This window comes from Streptomyces griseomycini (genome assembly GCF_014203535.1).
Taxonomy (GTDB): domain Bacteria; phylum Actinomycetota; class Actinomycetes; order Streptomycetales; family Streptomycetaceae; genus Streptomyces; species Streptomyces griseomycini.
Window position 1 is genome coordinate 384,539 of sequence record NZ_JACHJI010000003.1, and the last position, 20,017, is coordinate 404,555.

General features: G+C 72.7%; 14 protein-coding genes. 4 read left to right on the forward strand and 10 right to left on the reverse strand.

The window, feature by feature from the left end:
- Window positions 1-16: 16 nt before the first annotated feature.
- Entirely contained in the window at window positions 17-1,273 is a 1,257-nt protein-coding gene (locus FHS37_RS10645) for an FAD-dependent oxidoreductase (RefSeq protein WP_184819446.1), read from the reverse strand.
- Window positions 1,274-1,396: 123 nt separating this feature from the next.
- Here FHS37_RS10645 and FHS37_RS10650 point away from each other — a divergent pair, with 123 nt between their 5' ends.
- A complete protein-coding gene (locus tag FHS37_RS10650) occupies window positions 1,397-4,009 on the forward strand; it encodes an ATP-binding protein (protein ID WP_184819448.1) in 2,613 nt (870 codons plus the stop codon).
- Window positions 4,010-4,397: 388 nt separating this feature from the next.
- On the opposite strand, the gene FHS37_RS10655 is transcribed toward FHS37_RS10650, so the two are convergent.
- On the reverse strand, window positions 4,398-5,015 hold the full coding sequence (locus FHS37_RS10655; RefSeq protein ID WP_184819450.1) for a TetR/AcrR family transcriptional regulator: 618 nt from the start codon (window positions 5,013-5,015) through the stop codon (window positions 4,398-4,400).
- A gap of 113 nt (window positions 5,016-5,128) precedes the next feature.
- Between FHS37_RS10655 and FHS37_RS10660 the strand changes: the two genes are divergently transcribed.
- Entirely contained in the window at window positions 5,129-6,040 is a 912-nt protein-coding gene (locus FHS37_RS10660; RefSeq protein ID WP_373304255.1) for an alpha/beta fold hydrolase, read from the forward strand.
- A 732-nt stretch (window positions 6,041-6,772) separates the two neighbouring features.
- Here the strand turns inward: FHS37_RS10660 and FHS37_RS10665 are convergent.
- Window positions 6,773-7,426: a MerR family transcriptional regulator gene (locus tag FHS37_RS10665; protein WP_184819454.1), complete on the reverse strand. Its 654-nt coding sequence runs from the start codon at window positions 7,424-7,426 to the stop codon at window positions 6,773-6,775.
- A gap of 220 nt (window positions 7,427-7,646) precedes the next feature.
- On the opposite strand from FHS37_RS10665, the gene FHS37_RS10670 reads away from it, so the two are divergent.
- Both FHS37_RS10670 and FHS37_RS10675 read left to right on the forward strand, forming a co-directional pair.
- Complete coding sequence (locus FHS37_RS10670; protein ID WP_184820010.1) at window positions 7,647-8,564, forward strand: hypothetical protein; 918 nt, start codon at window positions 7,647-7,649, stop codon at window positions 8,562-8,564.
- Window positions 8,561-9,025, forward strand: a complete 465-nt coding sequence (locus tag FHS37_RS10675) for an ABA4-like family protein (protein WP_184819456.1) — start codon at window positions 8,561-8,563, stop codon at window positions 9,023-9,025. The genes FHS37_RS10670 and FHS37_RS10675 overlap by 4 nt, the downstream gene beginning before the upstream one ends.
- 514 nt (window positions 9,026-9,539) lie before the next feature.
- On the opposite strand, the gene FHS37_RS10680 is transcribed toward FHS37_RS10675, so the two are convergent.
- The 7 genes from FHS37_RS10680 to FHS37_RS10710 all read right to left on the reverse strand — a co-directional run bounded on the left by FHS37_RS10680 (window position 9,540) and on the right by FHS37_RS10710 (window position 19,967).
- Window positions 9,540-9,962 carry a PIN domain nuclease gene (locus tag FHS37_RS10680; protein WP_184819458.1) on the reverse strand — a complete coding sequence of 141 codons (423 nt, stop codon included), beginning with the start codon at window positions 9,960-9,962 and terminating at the stop codon, window positions 9,540-9,542.
- Window positions 9,959-10,174: a type II toxin-antitoxin system VapB family antitoxin gene (locus FHS37_RS10685; protein WP_184819460.1), complete on the reverse strand. Its 216-nt coding sequence runs from the start codon at window positions 10,172-10,174 to the stop codon at window positions 9,959-9,961. Before FHS37_RS10685 ends, FHS37_RS10680 begins: the two co-directional genes overlap by 4 nt.
- A gap of 1,094 nt (window positions 10,175-11,268) precedes the next feature.
- Window positions 11,269-13,215, reverse strand: coding sequence for an ABC transporter ATP-binding protein (locus tag FHS37_RS10690; protein WP_229889968.1), 1,947 nt, complete (start codon window positions 13,213-13,215; stop codon window positions 11,269-11,271).
- On the reverse strand, window positions 13,212-14,906 hold the full coding sequence (locus FHS37_RS10695) for an ABC transporter transmembrane domain-containing protein (RefSeq protein ID WP_184819462.1): 1,695 nt from the start codon (window positions 14,904-14,906) through the stop codon (window positions 13,212-13,214). The genes FHS37_RS10690 and FHS37_RS10695 overlap by 4 nt, the downstream gene beginning before the upstream one ends.
- Window positions 14,903-16,432 carry an AMP-binding protein gene (locus FHS37_RS10700; RefSeq protein WP_184819464.1) on the reverse strand — a complete coding sequence of 510 codons (1,530 nt, stop codon included), beginning with the start codon at window positions 16,430-16,432 and terminating at the stop codon, window positions 14,903-14,905. The genes FHS37_RS10695 and FHS37_RS10700 overlap by 4 nt, the downstream gene beginning before the upstream one ends.
- A complete protein-coding gene (locus FHS37_RS10705; protein WP_184819466.1) occupies window positions 16,429-18,237 on the reverse strand; it encodes a condensation domain-containing protein in 1,809 nt (602 codons plus the stop codon). Before FHS37_RS10705 ends, FHS37_RS10700 begins: the two co-directional genes overlap by 4 nt.
- Window positions 18,234-19,967, reverse strand: coding sequence for a carbamoyltransferase family protein (locus tag FHS37_RS10710; RefSeq protein WP_184819468.1), 1,734 nt, complete (start codon window positions 19,965-19,967; stop codon window positions 18,234-18,236). The genes FHS37_RS10705 and FHS37_RS10710 overlap by 4 nt, the downstream gene beginning before the upstream one ends.
- Between the last annotated feature and the right edge of the window lie 50 nt (window positions 19,968-20,017).

Below are 20,017 nucleotides of genomic sequence, written 5' to 3' on the forward strand. Positions count from 1 at the left end.
GTCCGCGCTCCGTGGCCTACCGCCCGGCGGCAGGGACCGAGGCCGCTCCGCGCGACCGCCGCACCCCCGACCCGACGAGGGCCCGGAGCGCCACCCTGGGGTTCAGCAGGACCGACGGGTCCGCCGCCCGCATCGCGAACATCGCGAGTCGGCGGGCGACGTACGGGTCGGTGACGGCCGCGGTGCGGACCGCCCGCTGAAGCGTGCCGGGCGGTTGCGCGAGGGCGTCCTGGCGGCCCAGCGCGTCGTACCGGTCGATGAAGCGGTGCGCCTTGCGGTAGGAGCGCAGTGCGCGCCGCAGGTCCGCGCCGCTCGCCAGAGCCCCGGCGGTGCTGTCCGCCAGCCACGAGGCGCTGCGGAACGCCCAGCCGCATCCCACTGCCGGGACGGGGTCCGAGGCGGTCGCGGCGTCACCGATCAGGGCCAGGCCGGGCCGGGGCGTGGGGTCCCGGCGGATGCACGGGTAGTCGGTGGTGCCGATGAGGTTCGACACCCGTCGTGCGCCGGCGAGCGAGGGCCCGTCCGGCAGGCGGGCTACGAACCGGTCGAAGGCGGCGACCCGTCCGGCCGTGAACTCGGGCAGTCGGTCCTTGGCCGGGAAGACGCCCACCTGCGTCAGCCCGTCGTCGACGGGGACGCACACGGCGATGTCCGGGTCGAGGGACCAGACCTGGCCGTCGCCGGGGCCGTTCATCGTCGCCCCCTCGTAGTAGGCCCAGAAGAGGAAGCGGTGGTTCGGGGCGCGGTCCTCGGCGACCCGGGCGAGCCGGGCGACCGTGGAACGGTGGCCGTCCGCACCGACGACCAGACGGGCGCGCAGCTCGGCGCGCTCGGCCCCGCCGTTCGAGGTGACGACTCCCACGACGGCCCCGGCGGCGTTCTCGACGAGGCCGACGACCCGGCGCCCCAGCAGGAGATCCACGCCCGGGGTCGCGTCGGCGATCCCGCGCAGCAGCGGGTCGAGCTTGCTGCGGCGCAGACTGATCGCCGGCGGGACCCCGCTGTCCGGCCGGGGAACGACCCAGCCGGCCCCGGTCCACACGCCGAGCCCGGTCGTCACCGCCGCACCCTGCGCGAGCATCGGCTGCCAGAGGCCCGTGCGCCGCAGGACGTCACGGGTGCCGCCCAGCACGAAGTGTCCGCAGAGCGTCTTGTGCGCCTGCGGGCTGCGATGCCGCTCGACCAGCGCCACCCGCAGCCCCGCCCGGCCGTACGCCGTCGCCGCCGTGCAGCCGGCGATGCTCGCGCCCACGATGATCACGTCGTAGTCCATGACCGCCTCCGTCGCTGAGATCCGGCCCTTCGGTCATGACGAAGCATGCGCGGGGCGGCCGAACACGGACATCGGTAGTGAATACCCATCCTTCCCGGCGGTCGCCTGCCTACCATCGAGGGTGTGACGGTCGGCGGACGGACGCTGCAGGAGCGGGACAGCGAACTGGCGTCACTGGCCCGCTGGTGGGGTGAGGCGTCCGACGGCACCGGGCGGCTCGTCCTCGTCGGCGGTGACGCGGGCGCGGGCAAGACCACGCTGATCCACGAGTTCGGCCGACGGCTGCGCGACGCCCGGCTGTTCTCCGGCAGCTGCGAACCGCTCGCCACGCCGCTTCCGCTCGGTCCGCTGCGCGACATGGCCGACACCCTGCCCGCCCCCCTGCGCCAGGAGCTCCTCGGCACCCCCGACCCGACGGCGGTGCGCCGCCTGCTGCTCGGCGAACTGCGCGCGGACGGGGTCCCGGCGCTCGTCGTACTGGACGACGCGCACTGGGCCGACGAGGCCACCCTGGACCTGCTGCGCTTCCTCGGCCGCCGTCTCGGGGACCGTCCGGCCATGGTCGTCGTGGCCTACCGGCAGGACGAGGTCGGGCCCCGCCACCCGCTGCGGGTGCTGGCCGGCGACCTGGCGGCGCTTCCCGCGGTCCGTCGGCTGACCGTGCCGCCCCTGTCCGCGGCGGCCGTCGCCCGGCTCGCGGCGGGAACCGGCATCGACCCGGTCGAACTGCACCGACGCACGGGCGGCAACGCCTTCTTCGTGACGCAGGTTCTCGGCGACGGCGGGGCCACCGTCCCGGCCACGGTCCGGGACGCGGTGCTCGCCCGCGCCGCGCGCCTGGGACCGGGCGCACGGGACGCGCTCGACGCCGTCGCCTGCCTCGGGACGCGGGCTGCCCCGTGGCTGGTCGAGGCGGTCTCGGGGCGGCCGCCCCGAGAGCTCGACGAGTGCGTGGAGCGCGGACTGCTCACCGCCGAGCACAGCGCGGTCGCGTTCCGGCACGAGCTGGTCCGCATCGCCGTCGAGGAGGCGATCCCACCGGCGCACGCGGCGGAACTGCACCGGCGGGCACTCGCCGTGCTCGCTTCCCGTCCGCCCGGCGAGGTGGACCCGGCACGACTCGTCGATCACGGGCAGCGGGCCGACGACCGGGCCGCGGTGCTCGCCTACGCGCCCCTCGCGGCGGAGCGGGCATCCGCGCTGGGCGCCCACAAGGAGGCCGCCGCACACCTGCGCCGCGCGCTCGACGCGTCCCCGGGGCTGCTGCCGGCGGACCGGGCGGGGCTCCTCGAGGAGCTCGGCCGGCAGTGCCATCTCGCCGACGACCTCGACGCCGCGCTGTGTGCCTGGCAGGAGGCCGTCGCCGCGTGGCGCATGGCCGGTGACGGACGACGGCAGGGCGGGGCGCTGGTCGGGCTCGCGGTCACCGCGGCTCACCTGGCCCGGGAGATCCCCCTCGGCGAGCAGGCGTGCGACGAGGCCCTCGACCTGCTGGCGGGTCTGCCCCCGGGCCCGGAGCTCGCACTCGCCTGTGCCGTCCGCGGAAAGCTGTCGGCCATGGCCTTCCGCAACGCCGACGCGATCGCCTGGGGCGAGCGGCTCCTCGCGACGGCCGGTGACGGAGCCGGCGGTCTCGGACAAGCCCTGGCACTGCTGTCGATCGGCATCGGCCGCGCTCAGGACGGCGACCCGGCGGGCCTGGAACTGATCGGGCGCAGCGTCCGGCTGGCACGCGCGGCAGCCGCCTACGATCAGGCCGGACTCGGTTACTTCTGGCTCCAGTTGGTCTGCGTGACCCGCCGCTGGTACCGGGCGGCCGAGCGCTGGTACGGGGAGGCCCTGGCCTTCACCGACGACCACGGCCAGGAGGTCTGGCGCCAGTGGCTGCGCGCGTTCCACTCGCGTGCCCTGCTCGACCAGGGCCGGTGGGACGAGGCCGAGGCGCTGGCGTCGGAGGTGCTGCGCACGGCGGGCGTGGACGACGGGCGCAAGATGATCGGCATGGTGGTGCTCGGCCGGCTGCGCGCCCGCCGAGGCGACTCGGACCCCGGCCCCCTGCTGACCCGGGTGCGGACGACCATGGTCACCGCCGGGCCGGTCGTCGACTGGATCATCGGCTCGACACCGGCGCTGGCCGAGGCCGCCACGTACGCCGGGGACGCCGACCGGGTACGCGCGATCGTCCCCCCGGCGCTCGCCGCCGCCGAGGACCAGGGCGAGCCATGGCTGGTCGGCGAACTCGCCCACTGGCTGTTCCACGCCGACGGCCCCGCCACCGTACCGGCGCGGGCCGCCGAGCCGTACCGGCTCCAACTGTCCGGCCTCCGGCAGGAATCGGCCGAACGCTGGCAGGAGATCGGCTGCCCCTACGAGGCGGCGCTGGCGCTCGCCGGCTCCACGGACGAGGGGATGCTGCGCGAGGCGCTCGCGGCCTTCGACCGCCTGGGCGCGCGTCCGATGCGCGACGTCACCGCTCGCCGCCTGCGCCGGATCGGAGTGCGCAACGTCCCCCGACGCCCTGTGCGCGCCGTCGGCCCCGAGGGGCTCAGCCCCCGCGAGCAGGAGGTGCTCGCCCTGCTCGCCGACGGACTGCGCAACACCGAGATCGCCAAGGCGCTGTTCCTGTCGAGACGAACCGTCGAGCATCACGTCGCCGCCGTACTGCGCAAGCTCCGCGTGGCGGACCGGACAGAGGCGGCCCGGTACGCCCGACGCAACGGCGTAGCCGTCCGGTGACGGGGCCCACGGCCCTCCTGCCGCCCTGGTCCGCGCGGTCGGCGGTGGTTCCCGGTGCGGGTCCGGCGTGCATCCGGCACGGGGCACCGATCACCACGGGCGGCGACAGGGCCCGGTCCCCGAGCCGGTCCTTGTGCGTGGAGCGGGTGACGAGAACCGGATTCGCGCTCTCGGCCCGGGAAGCGATGGCGCCGGTGCGGACCGACGGCTCCTGACCCGGTCCCGCCTGCTCCGGCGTGACGCCCGGAAGCCGGGCGGTCGCGCCGTACGAGCCCTTCGACGCGACCGTCCGGGGGCACACGGCATGCTGCGGGGCGAAGGAAGCGTTCCGCGCACCCGCCCGCCGCTGCCGGGCGCTCGGGAAGCAGGACCGCGAACGGCTCCCACGTCAACCGTCCGTGTCGACCGTGCGGAAGACGCGGTTGAGATGGTCGTCCAGGACCGCGGCTGCGGACTCGGGAGTGCGCTGGCCGACGAGGATGCTGGTACCGAGCCCCGCAGACATCGCGAGCAGGCCGGCCGCCGCCAACTGCGCGTCCACGCCGGGCTGCAGCAGACCCGCCGCCTGTGCCTGCCGGAGGATGTCGGTCACGGCGCCTTCGGCGGCGTCGGGGTTCCTGATGAAGGGCTGCGCCGCGAGCGTCCGGTCGGTCACGGCCAGAACGGCGTACGAGGTGTAGAGGTGGTGGAAGGTGCGGCTCTCCTCGTCGGTCGGCAGTGCCGTCGTCAACAGCGCCTCGACCGTCGCACGCGGCCCCGGAGCGTCCCCGGCGGCTCGCATGCGGGCGGAGAGCCGCTCCCCGAACTTCCCGGTCAGGTGCTCCAGTCCGAAGAGCAGCAGCTTCTCCTTGGTCTCGAAGTAGTACTGCACCAGTCGCAGTGACACGCCTGCCTCGGCTGCCACGTCGCGCATTCCCACGGCGTGCAGCCCGCGTCGCCCGGCGACCCGGACGAGCGCCTCCGCTATCTCGGTGCGCCGTTCCGCATGGTCCACACGCCTGGGCATCGGCTGGTTCTCCGCTCATCGTCCGCTGCGCTCTCTGGGGCCTCTTGATAATACGACCGTATCAACATCATGATACGTTCGTACCACGAAACCGAGACCCTCCGGAGGTGGCCGTGTCCGAGACCACTGCCCGCACCCAGGCCGACGTCGGCCGCTATGTGAGCGACGCGTGGCGCGACCGCTACTTCGCCGCGTGCGACGCCGTCTACGCGTTGGGGGCACCCGCCCTCGCGGAGCAGGACGTGGAGACCTCGTTCGGCACCACCCACGTGTACCGCTACGGGCCCGCCGACCCCGCGGCCCGGTCCCGCACACCGGTCGTTCTGGTGCACGGAGCGGGCACCTGCTCCGCCATGTGGTACCCGAACACCCCCGCCCTCAGCGCCGAACGCCCCGTCTACGCCGTCGACACCCCGGGCGATCCCGGACGCAGCGTGCAGCGAGAGCCGATCCACCAGCCCGAACGGGCCGCGCAGTGGCTGGACGAGACGCTCGACGGGCTCGGGCTCGAACGCGTTCACCTCGTCGGCACCTCTTACGGGGGCTGGCTCGCCCTGAACCAGGCGCACCGCAGGCCCGAACGCCTCGCCTCGGTCACCCTGCTCGACCCGGGCGGCCTGGAGAAGGTGGGGCTGCGCTTCTTCGTCTGGATCTTCGTCGGCTTCTTCGCGACGTTCGCGCCCAGGGCGCTGCGTCCGCGGCTGGCGGCCTGGCTGGAACAGCCGGTCCTGGTCATGACCGAGCTGCGCACGATGATCAGGACGGCCGTCCGCGCCTACCGCATCCGTCGCCCGGCACCGCTTCCCCTGTCCGAGGCGGAACTGTCCACCATCCGCACGCCCCTCTACCTGGTGCTCGGCAAACGCAGCCTCCTGGTGCACCCCGAGCGGCAGAGGGAGCGCGTCCCGCGCCTGATACCGGGCGCCCGTGCCGAGATCGTCACCGGCACCGGGCACGGACCCCAGATCGACCACGCGGAGGAGGTGAACCGCAGGATGCTGGACTTCATGGCTTCCGTCGACTGACGACCGCCGAGCCGCGTGTGCGGTCGGGCTGAGGCGCAGGGAACCCTTCCGCCGCTCGTGACGGAAGCGCCCGGCGCCCAGGTCCCTTCCAGGATTCCGGACCCGGGCGTACGCGGCCGCCGTGGCGTATCACCCGCCCTCGTCAGGTTCACGGGGAACGGCGAGCCGAGGCCCCCACGGGTGGGAGCCGCGGCGAGCGTGGCGAGCCCGCAGGCCGGTGGTGTCCGGCGGCGCCGGGAGCGGTGGAACCGCCGTACGGACGGAGAACGCGTGCCCCCGCGTGCCCGACCTTCGTACTCCTGGCAGGCGTGAGCGGACGCCGAGCGGCCGATGACGCAGAAGCCCCAGGTCGCTGACCTGGGGCTTCGACAAGAGCGGGTGACGAGAATCGAACCCGCGCTCTCAGCTTGGGAAGCGACGGCGCTCGGGCGGGCCGTACACCTCCGACGTGCGCAGACGGCTTGTGCTTGGCTGGTCGTTCGCGTCGGTTCGCACCGCTGTCGACCGTGGTTGTCCGCTCTTACGGGCACGCCATGGGCACGGGCCGCGAAGACCGGCGGGCAGAGTGCCTGCTCTGACGGGCATGGTGTTGAGCTGCTCGGTCGGACGTCCGGTCCGGAACGCCTGCGCGCGTGCACAGAGCCTGGAGGAAGCCCGTTCTGCGCCGCCAGGCCGGCGGTCGCGGCTTCCCCGGAACGGCATGGCGCGTGCTTCGAACCAGCTTCGGTCGGCTCAGCTCGGCTTCTGCTCCTGCGGCACATCCGTGCCATACAGCTTGGCCGAGGCGCTTACATGGGCCAGCCTCCGCAGCGCGCTGAACACCGCCTCGCCCAGTACGGTCCCGACCACCACGGCCTCCACCATGTCCTCGACCGCCACCCGCTGGTCCACGTAACGGAGGTCGGCGCGGGCGACCTGCTCGGCTGCGTCGGCGTAGTCGTCGAGCACTTCGGCAAACGCCCCGTGGCCCAACCGGTCCAGGGCGGCGAGGACTTCGGACAGGTCGGTGGCGGCGGGGTTCGACTCGTGCGTCCGCCAGCCGCGCCGGGAGATGAGGTCGGCGACGACGGCCCGGGCGGCCGCCGACCCGGCGTCGTCGTGCTCGATGCCCCCGCTGCCGAGGCGGTCCGCAGCAGTGCCGAGCACTTTGTGCACGGGGCGCTCCGGGTCGTCGATGGCCGCCAGTACGTCCGCGATTTCGGCCACCTTCATGCCGCCGACCTCGAGCAGGGCTCGGATCAGCTGCAGCCGGCGCTCATGCGCCTCGCCGTAGGCCGCCTGGTTCGGGCTGGTCAGCTCACCCGGAGGCAGCAGGCCCTCACGGACGTAGTACTTGATCGTCGGCACCGGCACCCCGGTCTTTCGGCTCAACTCGCCAATGCGCACAGCCGGTTCACTCCTCGACCTTCGTCCTGAGGCCGGGCCGGCCCTTGCCGGCCCTCCCTCCATCATAGATAGTTGAGCTATCGGATAGCGGATAGTGCCGCTATCTACTTAGGGGGTAGCCATGTCTCATTCACGCCCACCATCCCGGCCTGCGCCGTTGTGGTCGCCGTCGGCGCCATGGCGGTCATGGCATCGGCCGCTGGTGCTGTTCGCGGCAGCGATGGCGCTGATGGCGCTCATATCCGCGGTGGGACTCGCCGTGGACGACCGTGTCCTGGTGGGTGCGCCGATCTGGTTCAAGCCGTTCAAGTTCTCGGTCTCGTTCGTGGCGTACTGCCTCTCCTTGGCCTGGATGCTGTCGCTTCTGCCCAGCGGACGACGCGTGGGCTGGTGGGCGGGGACAGTCGTCGCGCTGACGAGCCTCATCGAGATGGTGATCATCACAGGGCAGGTGGTGCGCGGGAAACGCAGCCACTTCAACCACGAGACACCCTTCGACGAGGCGCTGTTCAATGCGATGGCCGTCACGGTCGTGATCCTTTGGCTCGGCACACTCGTCGTCGCCGTGCTGCTGCTCCGGGCCCGAATCGCGGACCGCGCGTCCGCCTGGGCGATGCGCTCCGGCATCGTCCTGGCGCTGGCCGGTGCAGGCGTCGGTTTCCTGATGACCCAGCCCGCGCCGGGGCAGCGGCGTGGCGACTCCGGTGTGGTGGGCGCGCACAGCGTGGGCGTGCCGGACGGCGGTCCGTCGATGCCGCTGACCGGCTGGTCGACGACCGGAGGCGATCTACGGATCCCGCACTTCGTCGGCATGCATGCGCTGCAGCTCCTGCCGCTGCTGGTCATGGTGCTGACCGCCCTCGGGCCACGCTTCACTCGACTCACCGACGACCGGATACGGCTGCGCCTGGTGCTGCTCGCCTCGGGAACGTACGCCGCCGCCTTCGCGCTGGTTCTCTGGCAGGCGTTGCGGGGCCAGCCACTGATCCACCCGGACGCCGCGACGCTGAAGGTGGCCGGACTGATCCTGTCGGCCGGTGCTCTAGGGACGTACGCATCCCTGAGGGCTCCGACTCCCTCGCCGGTCAAGGCAAATGGCCCGGAAGACGCCCCCACTCCGAAGGAACTCGTACCGTGACCGGATTCCTCTTCGAGTTCTCCTTCTGGCTCGTCGCACCCGTATGGCTGCTCATGATCTTCGCGCCGGGGTGGGGGCCGACCGCTCGCATCGCCGGCTCACCGTGGACCGTGATGCCCGTACTGCTGGTCTACCTCGTACTGGCGGTCCCGGTGTTCCCCGAGCTCTGGACCGCGGTCCGCAGCCCGGACCTGGACACCTTCCGTGATCTGACGGCCCTCGCGAACGGCGCGGGGGCCATCTGGGCACAGGTCATCGCCTGGGATCTGCTGATCGGCCAGTGGATGTACCGGGAGGCCAGGCGGCTGGGGATCTCCGCCCTGCTGATGGGGCCACTGCTGGTTCTCACGATCTTGCTGTCACCGTTCGGGCTGCTGGTGTTCCTGTGGCTGCGCACGGCAAGGTCATGGCGTGCGACCCGCGACGACCTCGCGACTACCGTGGCCGACGGCGCCACGTAATCGACGCCCGGGACGCGCGGGTGCCGACCGCAACAAGTCGCAGCGTCATGGTGCGGATGTGGTGCGGGCGCCACCTGCTGGCCTGGACGGCGGCATGAACCTGGTACGCGGCCACGGACCACCACACACGACAACAAGGCCCAGGTCTCTGACCTGGGCCTTCTCCGTGGAGCGGGTGACGAGAACCGAACTCGCGCTCTCAGTTCGGGAGCGACGGCGCTTGAGCGTGCTGTATGGCTATGACGCGCAGACGGCTTGTGCTCCGGTGGTCGTGCGCGTCGGATCGCACCGCTGTCGACCGCGATTGTCCGCTCTTACGGGCACGCTACGGGCACGAGCGCAACGTCCGGTGGGAAGAGTGCCTGCTCTCGGACGGGCACGGTGTTGAGCTGGGCTCGGTCGGACGCTCAGTCGGGGACACCTGCGCGCGTGCACAGAGCTTGGAGGAAGCCCGTTCTTGCGCTGCGAGGCCGGCGGTCGCGGCTTCCTCGTGACGCCGATGCTCGCCCTTGGTTCATTTGCCGGCTTCGGGTCCGTACCACTGGAGTGCCTGGCCGGTGACGGCGGCGATGCACTCGAAGTCCCGGTCGCGGTGCAGCAGCGTGAGTCCCTGCAACTCGGCCGTGGCGGCGACCACGAGGTCGACGGCTCCGGCGCTGCGGTGCTGTCCGCGCTGGGTGAGAACCTCCTGGACCCGCCAAGCGCGATCGTGGGCGCGATCGTCAACCGGCACCCAGCCGAAGAGCAGACGCATGTCTTCGATGCCTTGTGCGCGGTCGGCAGCGGAACGCGCGCTGTAGAAGAACTCCAGCTCTGTGATGGGGCAGGTGGCGATGAGCCCGGCTGCTGCCGCCTGGTCCCAGCCGTACTGCTCGGCGTCGCCGCGCAGCATGCGGGCGAGCGCACTGGTGTCGATCAGGTACTGCGCAGCGTTCACCGGCGGTAGTTCCGCTTGTCCTCGAAGAGGTCGAGGTCGAAGGCGCCTTCTTCCGCCGACGCCCGCAGGCGGGTGAGCGCCAGGGCCCGCCGCCGATTCTCCAGCACCTCGCGCAGCGCGGTGTTGACCGTCTCCTTCTTGGTGCTGGTGCCGAGGGCCTTGGCCACGTCCGCCAGCAGCTGATCGTCGAGGTCGATCACTGTCCGACTCATGGTGCACCTCCTGAGATATAAGCGATGGTGCTCATTATATCTTCTCGGGTGCATGACGTGGTCGGAGAGGTCGGCGGGTCGGATCACAGCATCGGCAGAATCGGCCGAGGGAGGCGGTGTGGTGAGGAGGGTCAGGTGGAGAGCGCCGAGCCCTCCGAAACGGAGCCGGCACCCGCCCGTGGACCACCTCGCGCACTCCTGCGAGCGCAGCCTGCCTGCGCTTGAACCCTGAGTCTGGTGGCCGGTCAGCGCGGTTCGTACCGCCGGTGGCGGGCCGGCGGTCGTCGGCCCGCGCGGACGGCTGCGGCCCGGTCAGGGATCGCACGGGTGGGCTTTGCAGTCAGCGTCGGGCGGTGCTGGTCCGACAGTCCGTATGCGATCAGCCCGGATCGGGACGAGGCCGGGTGGCCGTTCGCGGCACGGTGTCAGTCGGCATGGCACGCGGAGGGCATGTCGCCCCTGAATTGGTCCAGCCTGGACAATCAACAAACCCCAGGCCGCTGACCTGGGGTTTCTCTTTGGAGCGGGTGACGAGAATCGAACTCGCGCTCTCAGCTTGGGAAGCGACGGCGCTTGGGCGGGCTCTATGGCCCTGACCTGGGTAGATGACTCCTCGCGGGAATGGTCGTGCGGGTCGGTCCGCACCGCTGTTGACCGTGGTTTACCGCTCTTAGGGGCACGCTATGGGCACGGCGCTGCGGATCGGCGGAACATTGCTTGAGGGCGATGGCTGAAGCGCCGGGCTCGGCTCGCCCTGCTGCCGGCCCAGCAGCCCCATCGCGAGTGCACACAACCGTTTCGTACGGGACCCACGTTAGACAGCGGCGGCCTACTGCGATGTCGTGGTGGCGGTGCCGACCCCGAGCGGCCTGCGCACGCTGGTGCTTCGGCCAGCTCTGCCAACGAGACGATCAGCGACCAGTTCCGACCACGGCGATACCGTGATCGGTCATGGCTGGGGGCCGCTTCGGGATCCCAGGGCGCTTCGGTGAGGCGGCCGGGTTCAGTACGTGCGGAGTGCGGGCGACCGCGGTGCGGTACCCGCCGCGGTCGCCCTCTTCTCCCACCGCCTCGGCGGCATCCGGCCTGTCTCCTCATCCTTCCTGCGGCGGCACCCCACGGGCGCTCAGGCGATCAGTGCCCCGGGCGGCCAGGTGCTGCGGCGGCCGGTCAGTACCTCCGCTCGTATGTGCTTCACGCCGCAGGTCCGAGTGCCGGGCCGCCTGCCAGGAGCGCCACAGGGACGCGTAGGCACCGTCCGCTGCCAGGAGTTCCTCGTGGCTGCCGAGCTCGACGATCCGGCCACGGTCCATGACCGCGATGCGGTCGGCGTCCCGGACCGAGTCCAGGCGGTGCACGATGGAGATCACCGTGCGACCTTCGATCAGCGCCGCGAGCGAGGACTCGACCCTGCGGGAGGCGGTGGAGTCCAGCAGCGCGGTGGCCTCGTCCAAGACCAGCGCGTGCGGGTCGGACAGCAGCAGCCGGGCCAGCGCCAGTTGCTGGGCCGCCGACGGGGACACCGGAGCGGCGCCCGGGCCGATCTCCGTGTCGAGGCCGTCGGGGAGCGCGCGCGCCCAGTCCGTCAGCAGGACGGTCTCCAGCACCTCCCACAGCCGCTCGTCCGGCGGAGCCTCCTCGCGGGCCAGCGTGAGGTTGTCCCGCACCGTGCCGGTGAACACGTGCTGCTCCTGCGTGACGAGCACGATCTCACGCCGCAGTTGGTCCACCGGCAGGGTGCTGATCTCGGCACCGCCAATGCGTACGGTCCCCCGGGTGGGATGGTGCACGCCGGTGAGCAGTTTGCCGAGGGTGGACTTGCCCGCGCCGGAGGCGCCGACCACGGCCAGGCGCTCGCCAGGGCAGATGTCGAGGTCGATGTCGGACAGGACCTCGCGGCCAGGGCCGTAACTGAAGCCCACGCCTTCCAGCCGGATGGCGTGACCCTCGGTGGCCGCGGGCTGCCGCGGATCGTCGCGGGGCAGCCGGTCCACGCCCAGGATCCGGCGCAGCGCGGCATTCCCGATCTGGAGTTCGTCGGTCCAGGTCAGCAGGTCGTTGAGAGGCTCGCCGAGCGCCTGCACGTATAGCACCACGGCGGTCAGCTCGCCGAGACCCACGGCACCCCGCTGGTAGGCGAGCCCGCCGATCAGCAGGGTGAGTGCCATCGGCACCATGGTGGCGAGGTCCAGGCTGGGGAACCAGATGGTCTGGAGCCAGGTGGTGCGCTGCCGGGTGCGTACCACCTGGTCGACGACCGCGCCGTGGCGCTTCACCTGGCGGGGTCCGAGCCCGAGGGCCTCGACGGTGGCGGCGCCGCGGGCGGTCTCGTGCGTGACGGCCAGGACGTCGGCCTCCTGAGCGAGCAGCCGCTCGTACGCGCGGGTGGCGCGCGGCCGGTACCACCAGGTCGACAGGACGGCGAACGGCACGCCGGCCACCAGCCCGAGCGTGAGTAGGGGCGAGGTCAGCAGGATCGCCGCGACGGTGAACACAAGGGTGATGGCCGCCAACGCGATGCGCGGGACGGCCTGCCGGATGCTCTCGTTGAGGCGGTCGGCGTCGGTGGTGGCGCGGCTGAGGAGGTCGCCGGTGCCGACGCTCTCCACCTCCGCCAGCGGCAGGCCGAGGACCCTGCGGACGAAGTTCTCGCGGGTCCGGGCCAGGACGCGCTCGCCGAGCAGGGTGGCTTGGGTACGGGCCGCGCGGGCGAGCAGCGCATGAGCGAGGAGGATGGCGACGAAGGTCAGGGCGAGCAGGTCGACCCGGCCGGTGGTCGTGCCGGCCTTGACGGACTCGACCAGGTGGCCGAGGAGTCGGGGACCGATGAGGCCGACCACCAGGGCGGCGGCGAACAGTGTGAAGGTGAGGAGCAGCCGGGCGGCCTCGCCGCGGAGAAAGGCGCCGATCCAGATGCCGACGTCGGCCCGGTCGGCCAGCGGCAGCCGACCCGCCTCAGCGCGGCCCGGCGGCCCGTCGGGCGCGGGGCCGGGAGGCGGGGCGGGGGTGTCGGCGGAAGCCTGGGTGGGGGTGGTCGTCACGAGGGCACTCCTGCGGAGCGGTCGAGGCTGCCGGGGATGCGGTCCGCGTCGAGGCGGACCTCTCGGTCGGCGACGCCGCGCCACAGCGGGCTGTCGCTGAACACGATGGTGGTGCGCCCCGCGCGCGCGGCGGCCACCCGTTCGGCCACCCGTGCCTCGGTGTGGGCGTCGACGGAGGAGGTCGGGTCCTCCAGCACCAGGACGTCGGGGGCCGCGAGCAGGGCCCGCGCGAGGATGAGGCGCTGGCGCTGACCACCGGACAGGGCCCGGCCGCCCTCGTCGAGGCGGGTGTCCAGACCGGCGGGGAGGGCCTCGACCACGTCGTCGGCGTCGGCGGTGAAAAGCGCGCGGTCCAGGTCATGCGGGGAGTGGGCGGCCTCCGCGGTCAGCTCCTCCCGTACGGTGCCGCTGAACAGGGTGTCGGTGGGCCCGGACCGGAGGACCCGGGAGCGCAGTTCGGCGAGGTCCACGCGGTCGAGCGGGATGCCGCCGAGCAGCACGGCCGGGGCGCCGTCGTCGGAGCCGCCGGGGCGGGTGAGCCGGTCAGCGAGGTCCCCGGTGCGGTCCGTGGGGGCGACGACCACGGTGAGCCGTCCGGCCTCGGCGGCAATACCGGTGTGGGCGTCCGCCAGCGACAGGGGTCCCGGCGGCAGCGGTTCGGGGTGCGCGGGCTGGGTGGCATCGGGGGTGAGGCGCAGCAGGGTGCAGACCCGGCCGGCGGCGACCTTGGCCAGGCTAAGTGTTTCGGCGGCCTCGGTGGCGGTGCTCACCGGGAGGGTGAGGAAGGCCGACGCGCCGTAGAAGGCGACCAGTTCACCGGCGGTGATGGTGCCCTGCAGGGCGAGGCGAGCGCCGAACCAGACGATGCCGACGGTGACGAGGCCGGGCAGGAAGATCCCCGCCGCCTGGAGCCACGCCTCCATCCGGCCGGCCGACTCGCCAGCGCGCCGCACCTCCTGACTGGTGCGGCGGAAGCGTTCGGCGAAACCGGCCTCGCCGCCGATGCCGCGCAGGATCCGCAGGCCGGCCACGATGTCGCCGGCCTGGGAGGTGGCGATACCCATCTGCTCGCGCTGGGCCTCGTCGCGCACCTGGAGCGGCTGCAGCAGCGGTCCGATGCCGAGGACGGCGGCCGGGACGCCGATGAGCACGGCCAGCCCGAGCAGGGGCGAGGTGGCTGTGAGGGCCACGGCCACGAGCACGGCGGCGAACACCGCGCCGATGGTGCGGCCGACCACCTCGAAGGCGTTGCCGATGCTTTCGACGTCGGCGGCGGCCGAGGCGGCCACGTCGCCAGAACGGGCCTTGCCGCGCAGAGCGGCGCCCAGCCGGACCACATGCCGCATCAATACGCGGTGGGTGTGCGACAGGGCGTGCGCCTCGGCGCCCACGGCGGCCTGGATCAGGCCGGCGCCGGCGAGGGCCTGGACAACGCCGAGGGCCAGCGCGAGCAGGGACCACAGGTAGAGGTCGGCCTGGCCGCCGCCTTGGCCGGCCTCGTCGATGGCCCGTCCGATGACGAGCGGGATCAGGGCCAGCGGGACCATCCAGACGGCACCGAGCAGGCCGCTGAGGACCAACGGCCAGGGCCGGATCCGTACCAACCACCACAGGTAGGCCCAGGGCCCCCGCACGTCTGCCTCGGGCAGGGAGGCGGGGGCGACCGAGGCGTCGAAGAGTCGGTTGGTCACAGGTACCGGTCCCGGGTGGCCGCGCGGTCGACCTTGCCGGTGCGGGTGTGCGCCAGCTCGGGGACCGTCACGATCCGGTCAGGGACGAGATACGGGGGGAGCGTGGCACGCAGGTGCGCGCGCAGCGCGGCCGGGTCGGCCGTGCCGCCGCCGTCCTGCGCCGAGCCGTCGGGCGCGAGGACCACGAAGGCGACGAGCGCGGTGTGCTCGCCCTTGGTGTGGGCGGCCGCGGCGACAGCGGCCACGCCGGGGAGCCGGCCGATGGCCTCCTCGACGTCCAGCAGGTCCACCCGGTGACCGCGGATCTTGACCTGGTGGTCGACGCGGCCGTGGAAGACGAGGGCGCCGTCGGCGGTCTCGTGGACGAGGTCGCCGGTGCGGTACCAGCGGTGGGTGCCGTCGCCGAAGTCGGCCTCGACGAAGCGAGCGGCCGTGCGTTCGGGGTCGTCGAGGTAGCCGGTGGCGAGCTGGGGGCCGGCCACGAGCAGCTCGCCGGGACCGTCGGGCGCATCCGGGCGTGGCACCACGACCTGCCGTACGGACGGCAGCGGGTGACCGATCGTGACCCCGTCGGGGAACGGGTCCCCGGCGGCCCGGGGTTCGGCACCGGGGCCGGCGAGTACGGCGCTGTGCGTGACGAGGGCGGTTTCGGTGGATCCGTAGGTGTTGAGGAGCCGTACGTGGTCGGCGCCGAGCCGGTGCCAGCGCTCCAGCATGTCCGGGCGGACGGCCTCGCCGCCGATGACGACGGTCTCGACGGTGCCGGGGAGTTTGCGGCCGGCCTCCAGCAGGTGGCCGGTATAGATGTGCCAGTAGTCGACGGGCAGGTTGATGAGGGTGACCTCGTTGTCGGTGAGGACCCGGTCGAGGTCCGCCTCGGCGTCGCCGTCCAGAACGACGAGTCCGCCGGCCAGGAGAGGCGGCAGGATCTCCTCCAGGCTGGTGTCGCCATCGCCTCGGGTGAAGTTGAGGGAGACGGTGTCCGGGCCGACCATGTACAGCGCGCGCAGAGGCGGCAGTACGGCGTGCAGCGCGCGGTGCGGGACCGCGACGGCCTTGGGGGCACCGGTCGAGCCGGAGGTGAACAGCACGTAGGCAGGGTCGTCGGCGCCGACCGGTTCGCCCCCGTTCCGGACTGGGGCGCGTGAAAGGCCCCAGTGGGGGTGCAGGACGCGGTCGACGGCCGGCAGCCGGTCGGTCTCGGCGGTGGCGACCAGCTCCCGGCATCCGAGGGCGCGCAGGGCCTCGCCGGTGTGGCCGACGGGGCCGTCGGGCACCGCCACGTAGCCGCGACCGGCCGCGAGCGTACCGAGAATCGCGGCGATGTCGCGGACGCTGTGGTGCATGGTGATGGCCACGGGCGGGTGCGGGCCGGGTCCGCGGGTGGCGACCAGATCGGCCACAGCTCCTGCCCATCCGGCGAGTTGGCCGTATCCGACCGTCATGCCGTTGTCGATGACCGCCGGCCGGCCGGGGTCGGAGCGGGCGATCGCGAAGAAGGGGTCGAGCACGCTGGGCAAGGTCATGGCAGGGTGTCTTCTCTTGTCCGTTCGTGGGGTGTTCGGCTGCCGCGTGTCCCGGCCGCGTCGGGTCCCACCGCGTCGAGGAGTGCCGTGAGGGCGGCCCGGTGGCGGGCGGCGAGGTCGCGCACGGTCGTCTCGTCGTGCAGCGCCGTCGAGTACCACCATTCGACGCGCAGCACCTCGTCGTCGGTCGTGGCGATCACCTCGATGAGATGGGGCCGGATCCAGTGCGGGGCGGTGATGTCGCCGACGGGCTCTGGTGCCACGTCGGGCAGCAGGGTGCGCAGCGGCAGGGCGTCCGCGTCGTCGCCCTCGAAGTCGAAGGAGATGTCGCTGGGCGGGGCGGCGCGCAGGGTGGCCGAGATGCGCGGCCGGCCGTGGCGGCTGAGCGCGCCGTACCCCACCCCTCCGCTGGGCAGGGCCGCGAGGTGGCCGACGGTCCGGGCCAGCCGTTCGCCCGCGGTGCCGGGGGCCAGATCCAGGCGGACGGGCACGGCGGTGGTGAACCAGCCGGTGGTGCGGGACAGATGGGTGTCGCCGATGGCTTCCTCGCGTCCGTGCCGCAGGACGTCCACCCGGACCGCCGTCTCGTCGAGCCACCTGGCCAGCGTCTCGCCCAGGGCGTGCAGGACCAGGTCGCCGGGGTGGGCGCGGTGGACGCGGGCCGCCGTATGGAGGCGGGTGGTGAGCTCCTGCGGGAAGTCCTCACGATAAGTAGCGGCGGTGCGGGCGGTGTTCACGGCCCGGGGGTCGGCGACGGCGTGGTCCAGCGGGATGGTCGCGGGGGTGCGGACCACGTGCGTCCACAACTCGGCCTCCGCCTCGGCCTCGGGGGTCCGGGCGTGGGCGGCGAGCGCCTCAGCCCACTCGGGGTACGAGGTTCCCTCGGCGCATCGGGCGTCGCTGCGGCCGGCGTCGAGCGCGGTGTACAGCTCCTCCAGGTCTTCCAGGAGGATGGACCACGACACCATGTCGAACGCGATCTGGTGGATGACGATCAGCAGCCGTCCGGGGCGGGTCGTGCCCGCGTCGAAGCGGACGAACCGGGCCACGGGGCCGGTCTGCGGGTGCAGGGCCTCCTGTTCGACCGCGCAGCGCGTCATGACCGCGGCCGGCACTTCGTGGTCGTCGAGATGGGAGATGTCCACCGTGTCCAGCACGAGGCCGAGGGCCGCGTCAGGGGGGCCGTCGGTGGCGATGGCCGTCGCCAGCTGCTGCGGCCTTCGGGCCGGGCGGGCCTCGATGGCCAGGCGCAGCGAGGCGTGCCCGGCGACCAGGCGGCGGACGGCCTCGGCGAAAAGCTCGCCGTCGAGGTCCGGCCGGGTGGTGAAGAGCATCGCCTGGTTCCAGTGACCCCGGTCGCCGGTCTGTTCCTCCCATGCCTGTTCCTGCGGCGGGGTGAGCACGACCGGGCCGTGGCCGGCGCCGGGCGGCGCGGCCTCGGCGGTACGGCGCCGGGCTGCGCGTTCGGCGACCAGCGCGGCCAGCCGGGCCGTGGTCATCTCGGGGACGGCCAGCTCCCGCAGCTGCACACGGACGCCGAAGGCGGCCTCGACGCGGCGGGCGGTGCGGATGAGGTCGAGGGAGTCCACGCCGAGGTCGAGCAGCGGGGCCGACAGGTCGGCTTCCGGTGCGAGCACGGTGTCGGCGAGCCAGTCGTCCAGCCGGGCGTGGATCTCCTCGACGGTTGGACCGGTCGAGTCCGTGGAGTCTGCCGGTACGGCCGGGCCGGTCTGGTCGGGCCAGCCCGGGGCCGGGGCGTGGACGTCCGCGGCGGGGTCTGGGTGCGGGCCGGCCGGGGCGGTCACGCGTCCACCGCCCTCAAGGCGCCGTCGGGACGGCGCACCAGGAACGGCCCGAGGGCCAGGGCGTCCATCGGGAGCCGGTGGAAGGTTGCGAGGGCGTCGCGGGGGCTGCACACGACCGGTTCGTCGCGGCCGTTGAAGGACGTGTTCAGGATGACCGCGGTGCCGGTGTGCTCGCCGACCTTGCCGATGAGCCGGTGGTAGAGGGGGTCGATCTCGGCGGAGACCGTCTGCGGCCGGGTGGTGCGGTCGCTGTGGACCACGGCGGGCATGACGGCGGCACCGGCCTCGGTGACCGGGGTGGTGACGATCATGTACGGCAGCGGGGTGGTGGTTCCGATCAGCGCTTCGGCCGCCTCTTCCTGCATGCTCGGGGCGAACGGCCGCCACGCCTCGCGGTCCTTGATGCGGACGTTGACCCGGTCGCGGGTCCGCTCGGGACTGGGTACGGCGACCATGCTGCGGTGGCCGAGGGCGCGGGGGCCGCCCTCGGCCCGGCCCTGGAACCAGCCGGCGACTCCGCCGGCGGCCAGGACGTCCGCGGTCGCGGCGGTGATGTCCGCAGGCTCGGTGTATGCGGTGCCGGTGGTCTCCAGGACACGGCGGATCTCGTCCGGGCTCCACTGCGGGCCCCAGGCCACCGAGCCCTTCATCGGCTGGATCCGGTCGCCCTCCTGGGCCGCGACCCAGACCGCCGCACCGAGCGAGACGCCCTGGTCGCCGGCGAGGGGCTGGACGAAGAGGTCCTGGACCTCAGGCATGCGCATGAGTTTGCCGTTGAGGGTGGCGTTGAAACCGACGCCGCCCGCGATCAGCAGCGTGGACTCGCCGCTTTCCCTGAGCAGGCTGCCTACGAGGTCCATGACCACGCGCTCCAGTGCCGCCTGGGCCGTGGCCGCGATGTCGCGGTATTCGAACGGGTCCCGGTCGGTAACCTTGGTGTAACGGCCCATGCGGGGGTTGAAGCGGCGGGCGGAGCGGTTAGGGGCGTCCGGCAGCACCTTTTCCAGGTGCTCCAGCCAGTGCCGTATGGTGGCCGTCTCCTCGTCGGTGCTGCCCGTGGAGCGCAGGTCCGGCGGGACGACGTCGACGGTGAAACCATCGTCCGTGAAGCGGAAGGCGCCGCCGAAGGTGAGGTCCTGGGGGGTGCCGTAGGAGGCAAGGCCCATCATCTTGCCGGCCGCGTCGGAACCGAGGCCGGCGTACTCGCAGACCGCGGCGTAGAAGTAGCCCAGTGACCAGCCGGGAGTATAGGTGCGCAGAGTCTTGATCCCGCCGTCGATGCCGACGGCGAGTGTGGTGCTCACGTCCTCGCCCTGGCCGTCGAGGACCAGGATGGCGCCGCGGTCCCGCCCGGAGAGGTGGTAAGCGCTGGCCGCGTGGGCGATGTGGTGGTTGACGAATGTCAGCCGGGGGTCGCGCGTGCGCGGGAACAGCGCCCTGGGTAGCAGGTGTTCCAGCGCGTCGGCGTCGGCGGCGAACCAGTCCAGCCCCCGGTCGCGGAAGAGCTTCGGCAGGTCCCACCCGTGGGCGACGACGTCGATGTCGTCCAGGGTGAGGCCGCCCTCCGCGAGGCAGTGGGCGGCGGCGTTGAGAGGTGCCTCTCCGTAAGCGTGCTTGTTCCGAGTGAAGCGTTCCTCCTCGGCCAGGGCGATGACTTCGCCGTCCACGACGAGGCAGGCAGCACCATCGTGGCTGGCCCCGGGCCAGCCGTTGACTCCGAGCACGCGCATGGTCAGTCCCCAAAGGTCGGTCGGGATCATCCGGTGCACCCCGCGCCCAC

Excerpts from the sequence above, each read along its gene's own strand:
- FHS37_RS10645 (WP_184819446.1), bottom strand. The coding sequence starts at position 1,273 with ATGGACTACGACGTGATCATCGTGGGCGCGAGCATCGCCGGCTGCACG.
- FHS37_RS10655 (WP_184819450.1), bottom strand. The coding sequence starts at position 5,015 with ATGCCCAGGCGTGTGGACCATGCGGAACGGCGCACCGAGATAGCGGAG.
- FHS37_RS10670 (WP_184820010.1), top strand. The coding sequence starts at position 7,647 with ATGGCGCTGATGGCGCTCATATCCGCGGTGGGACTCGCCGTGGACGAC.
- FHS37_RS10685 (WP_184819460.1), bottom strand. The coding sequence starts at position 10,174 with ATGAGTCGGACAGTGATCGACCTCGACGATCAGCTGCTGGCGGACGTG.
- FHS37_RS10700 (WP_184819464.1), bottom strand. The coding sequence starts at position 16,432 with ATGACCTTGCCCAGCGTGCTCGACCCCTTCTTCGCGATCGCCCGCTCC.
- FHS37_RS10710 (WP_184819468.1), bottom strand. The coding sequence starts at position 19,967 with ATGCGCGTGCTCGGAGTCAACGGCTGGCCCGGGGCCAGCCACGATGGT.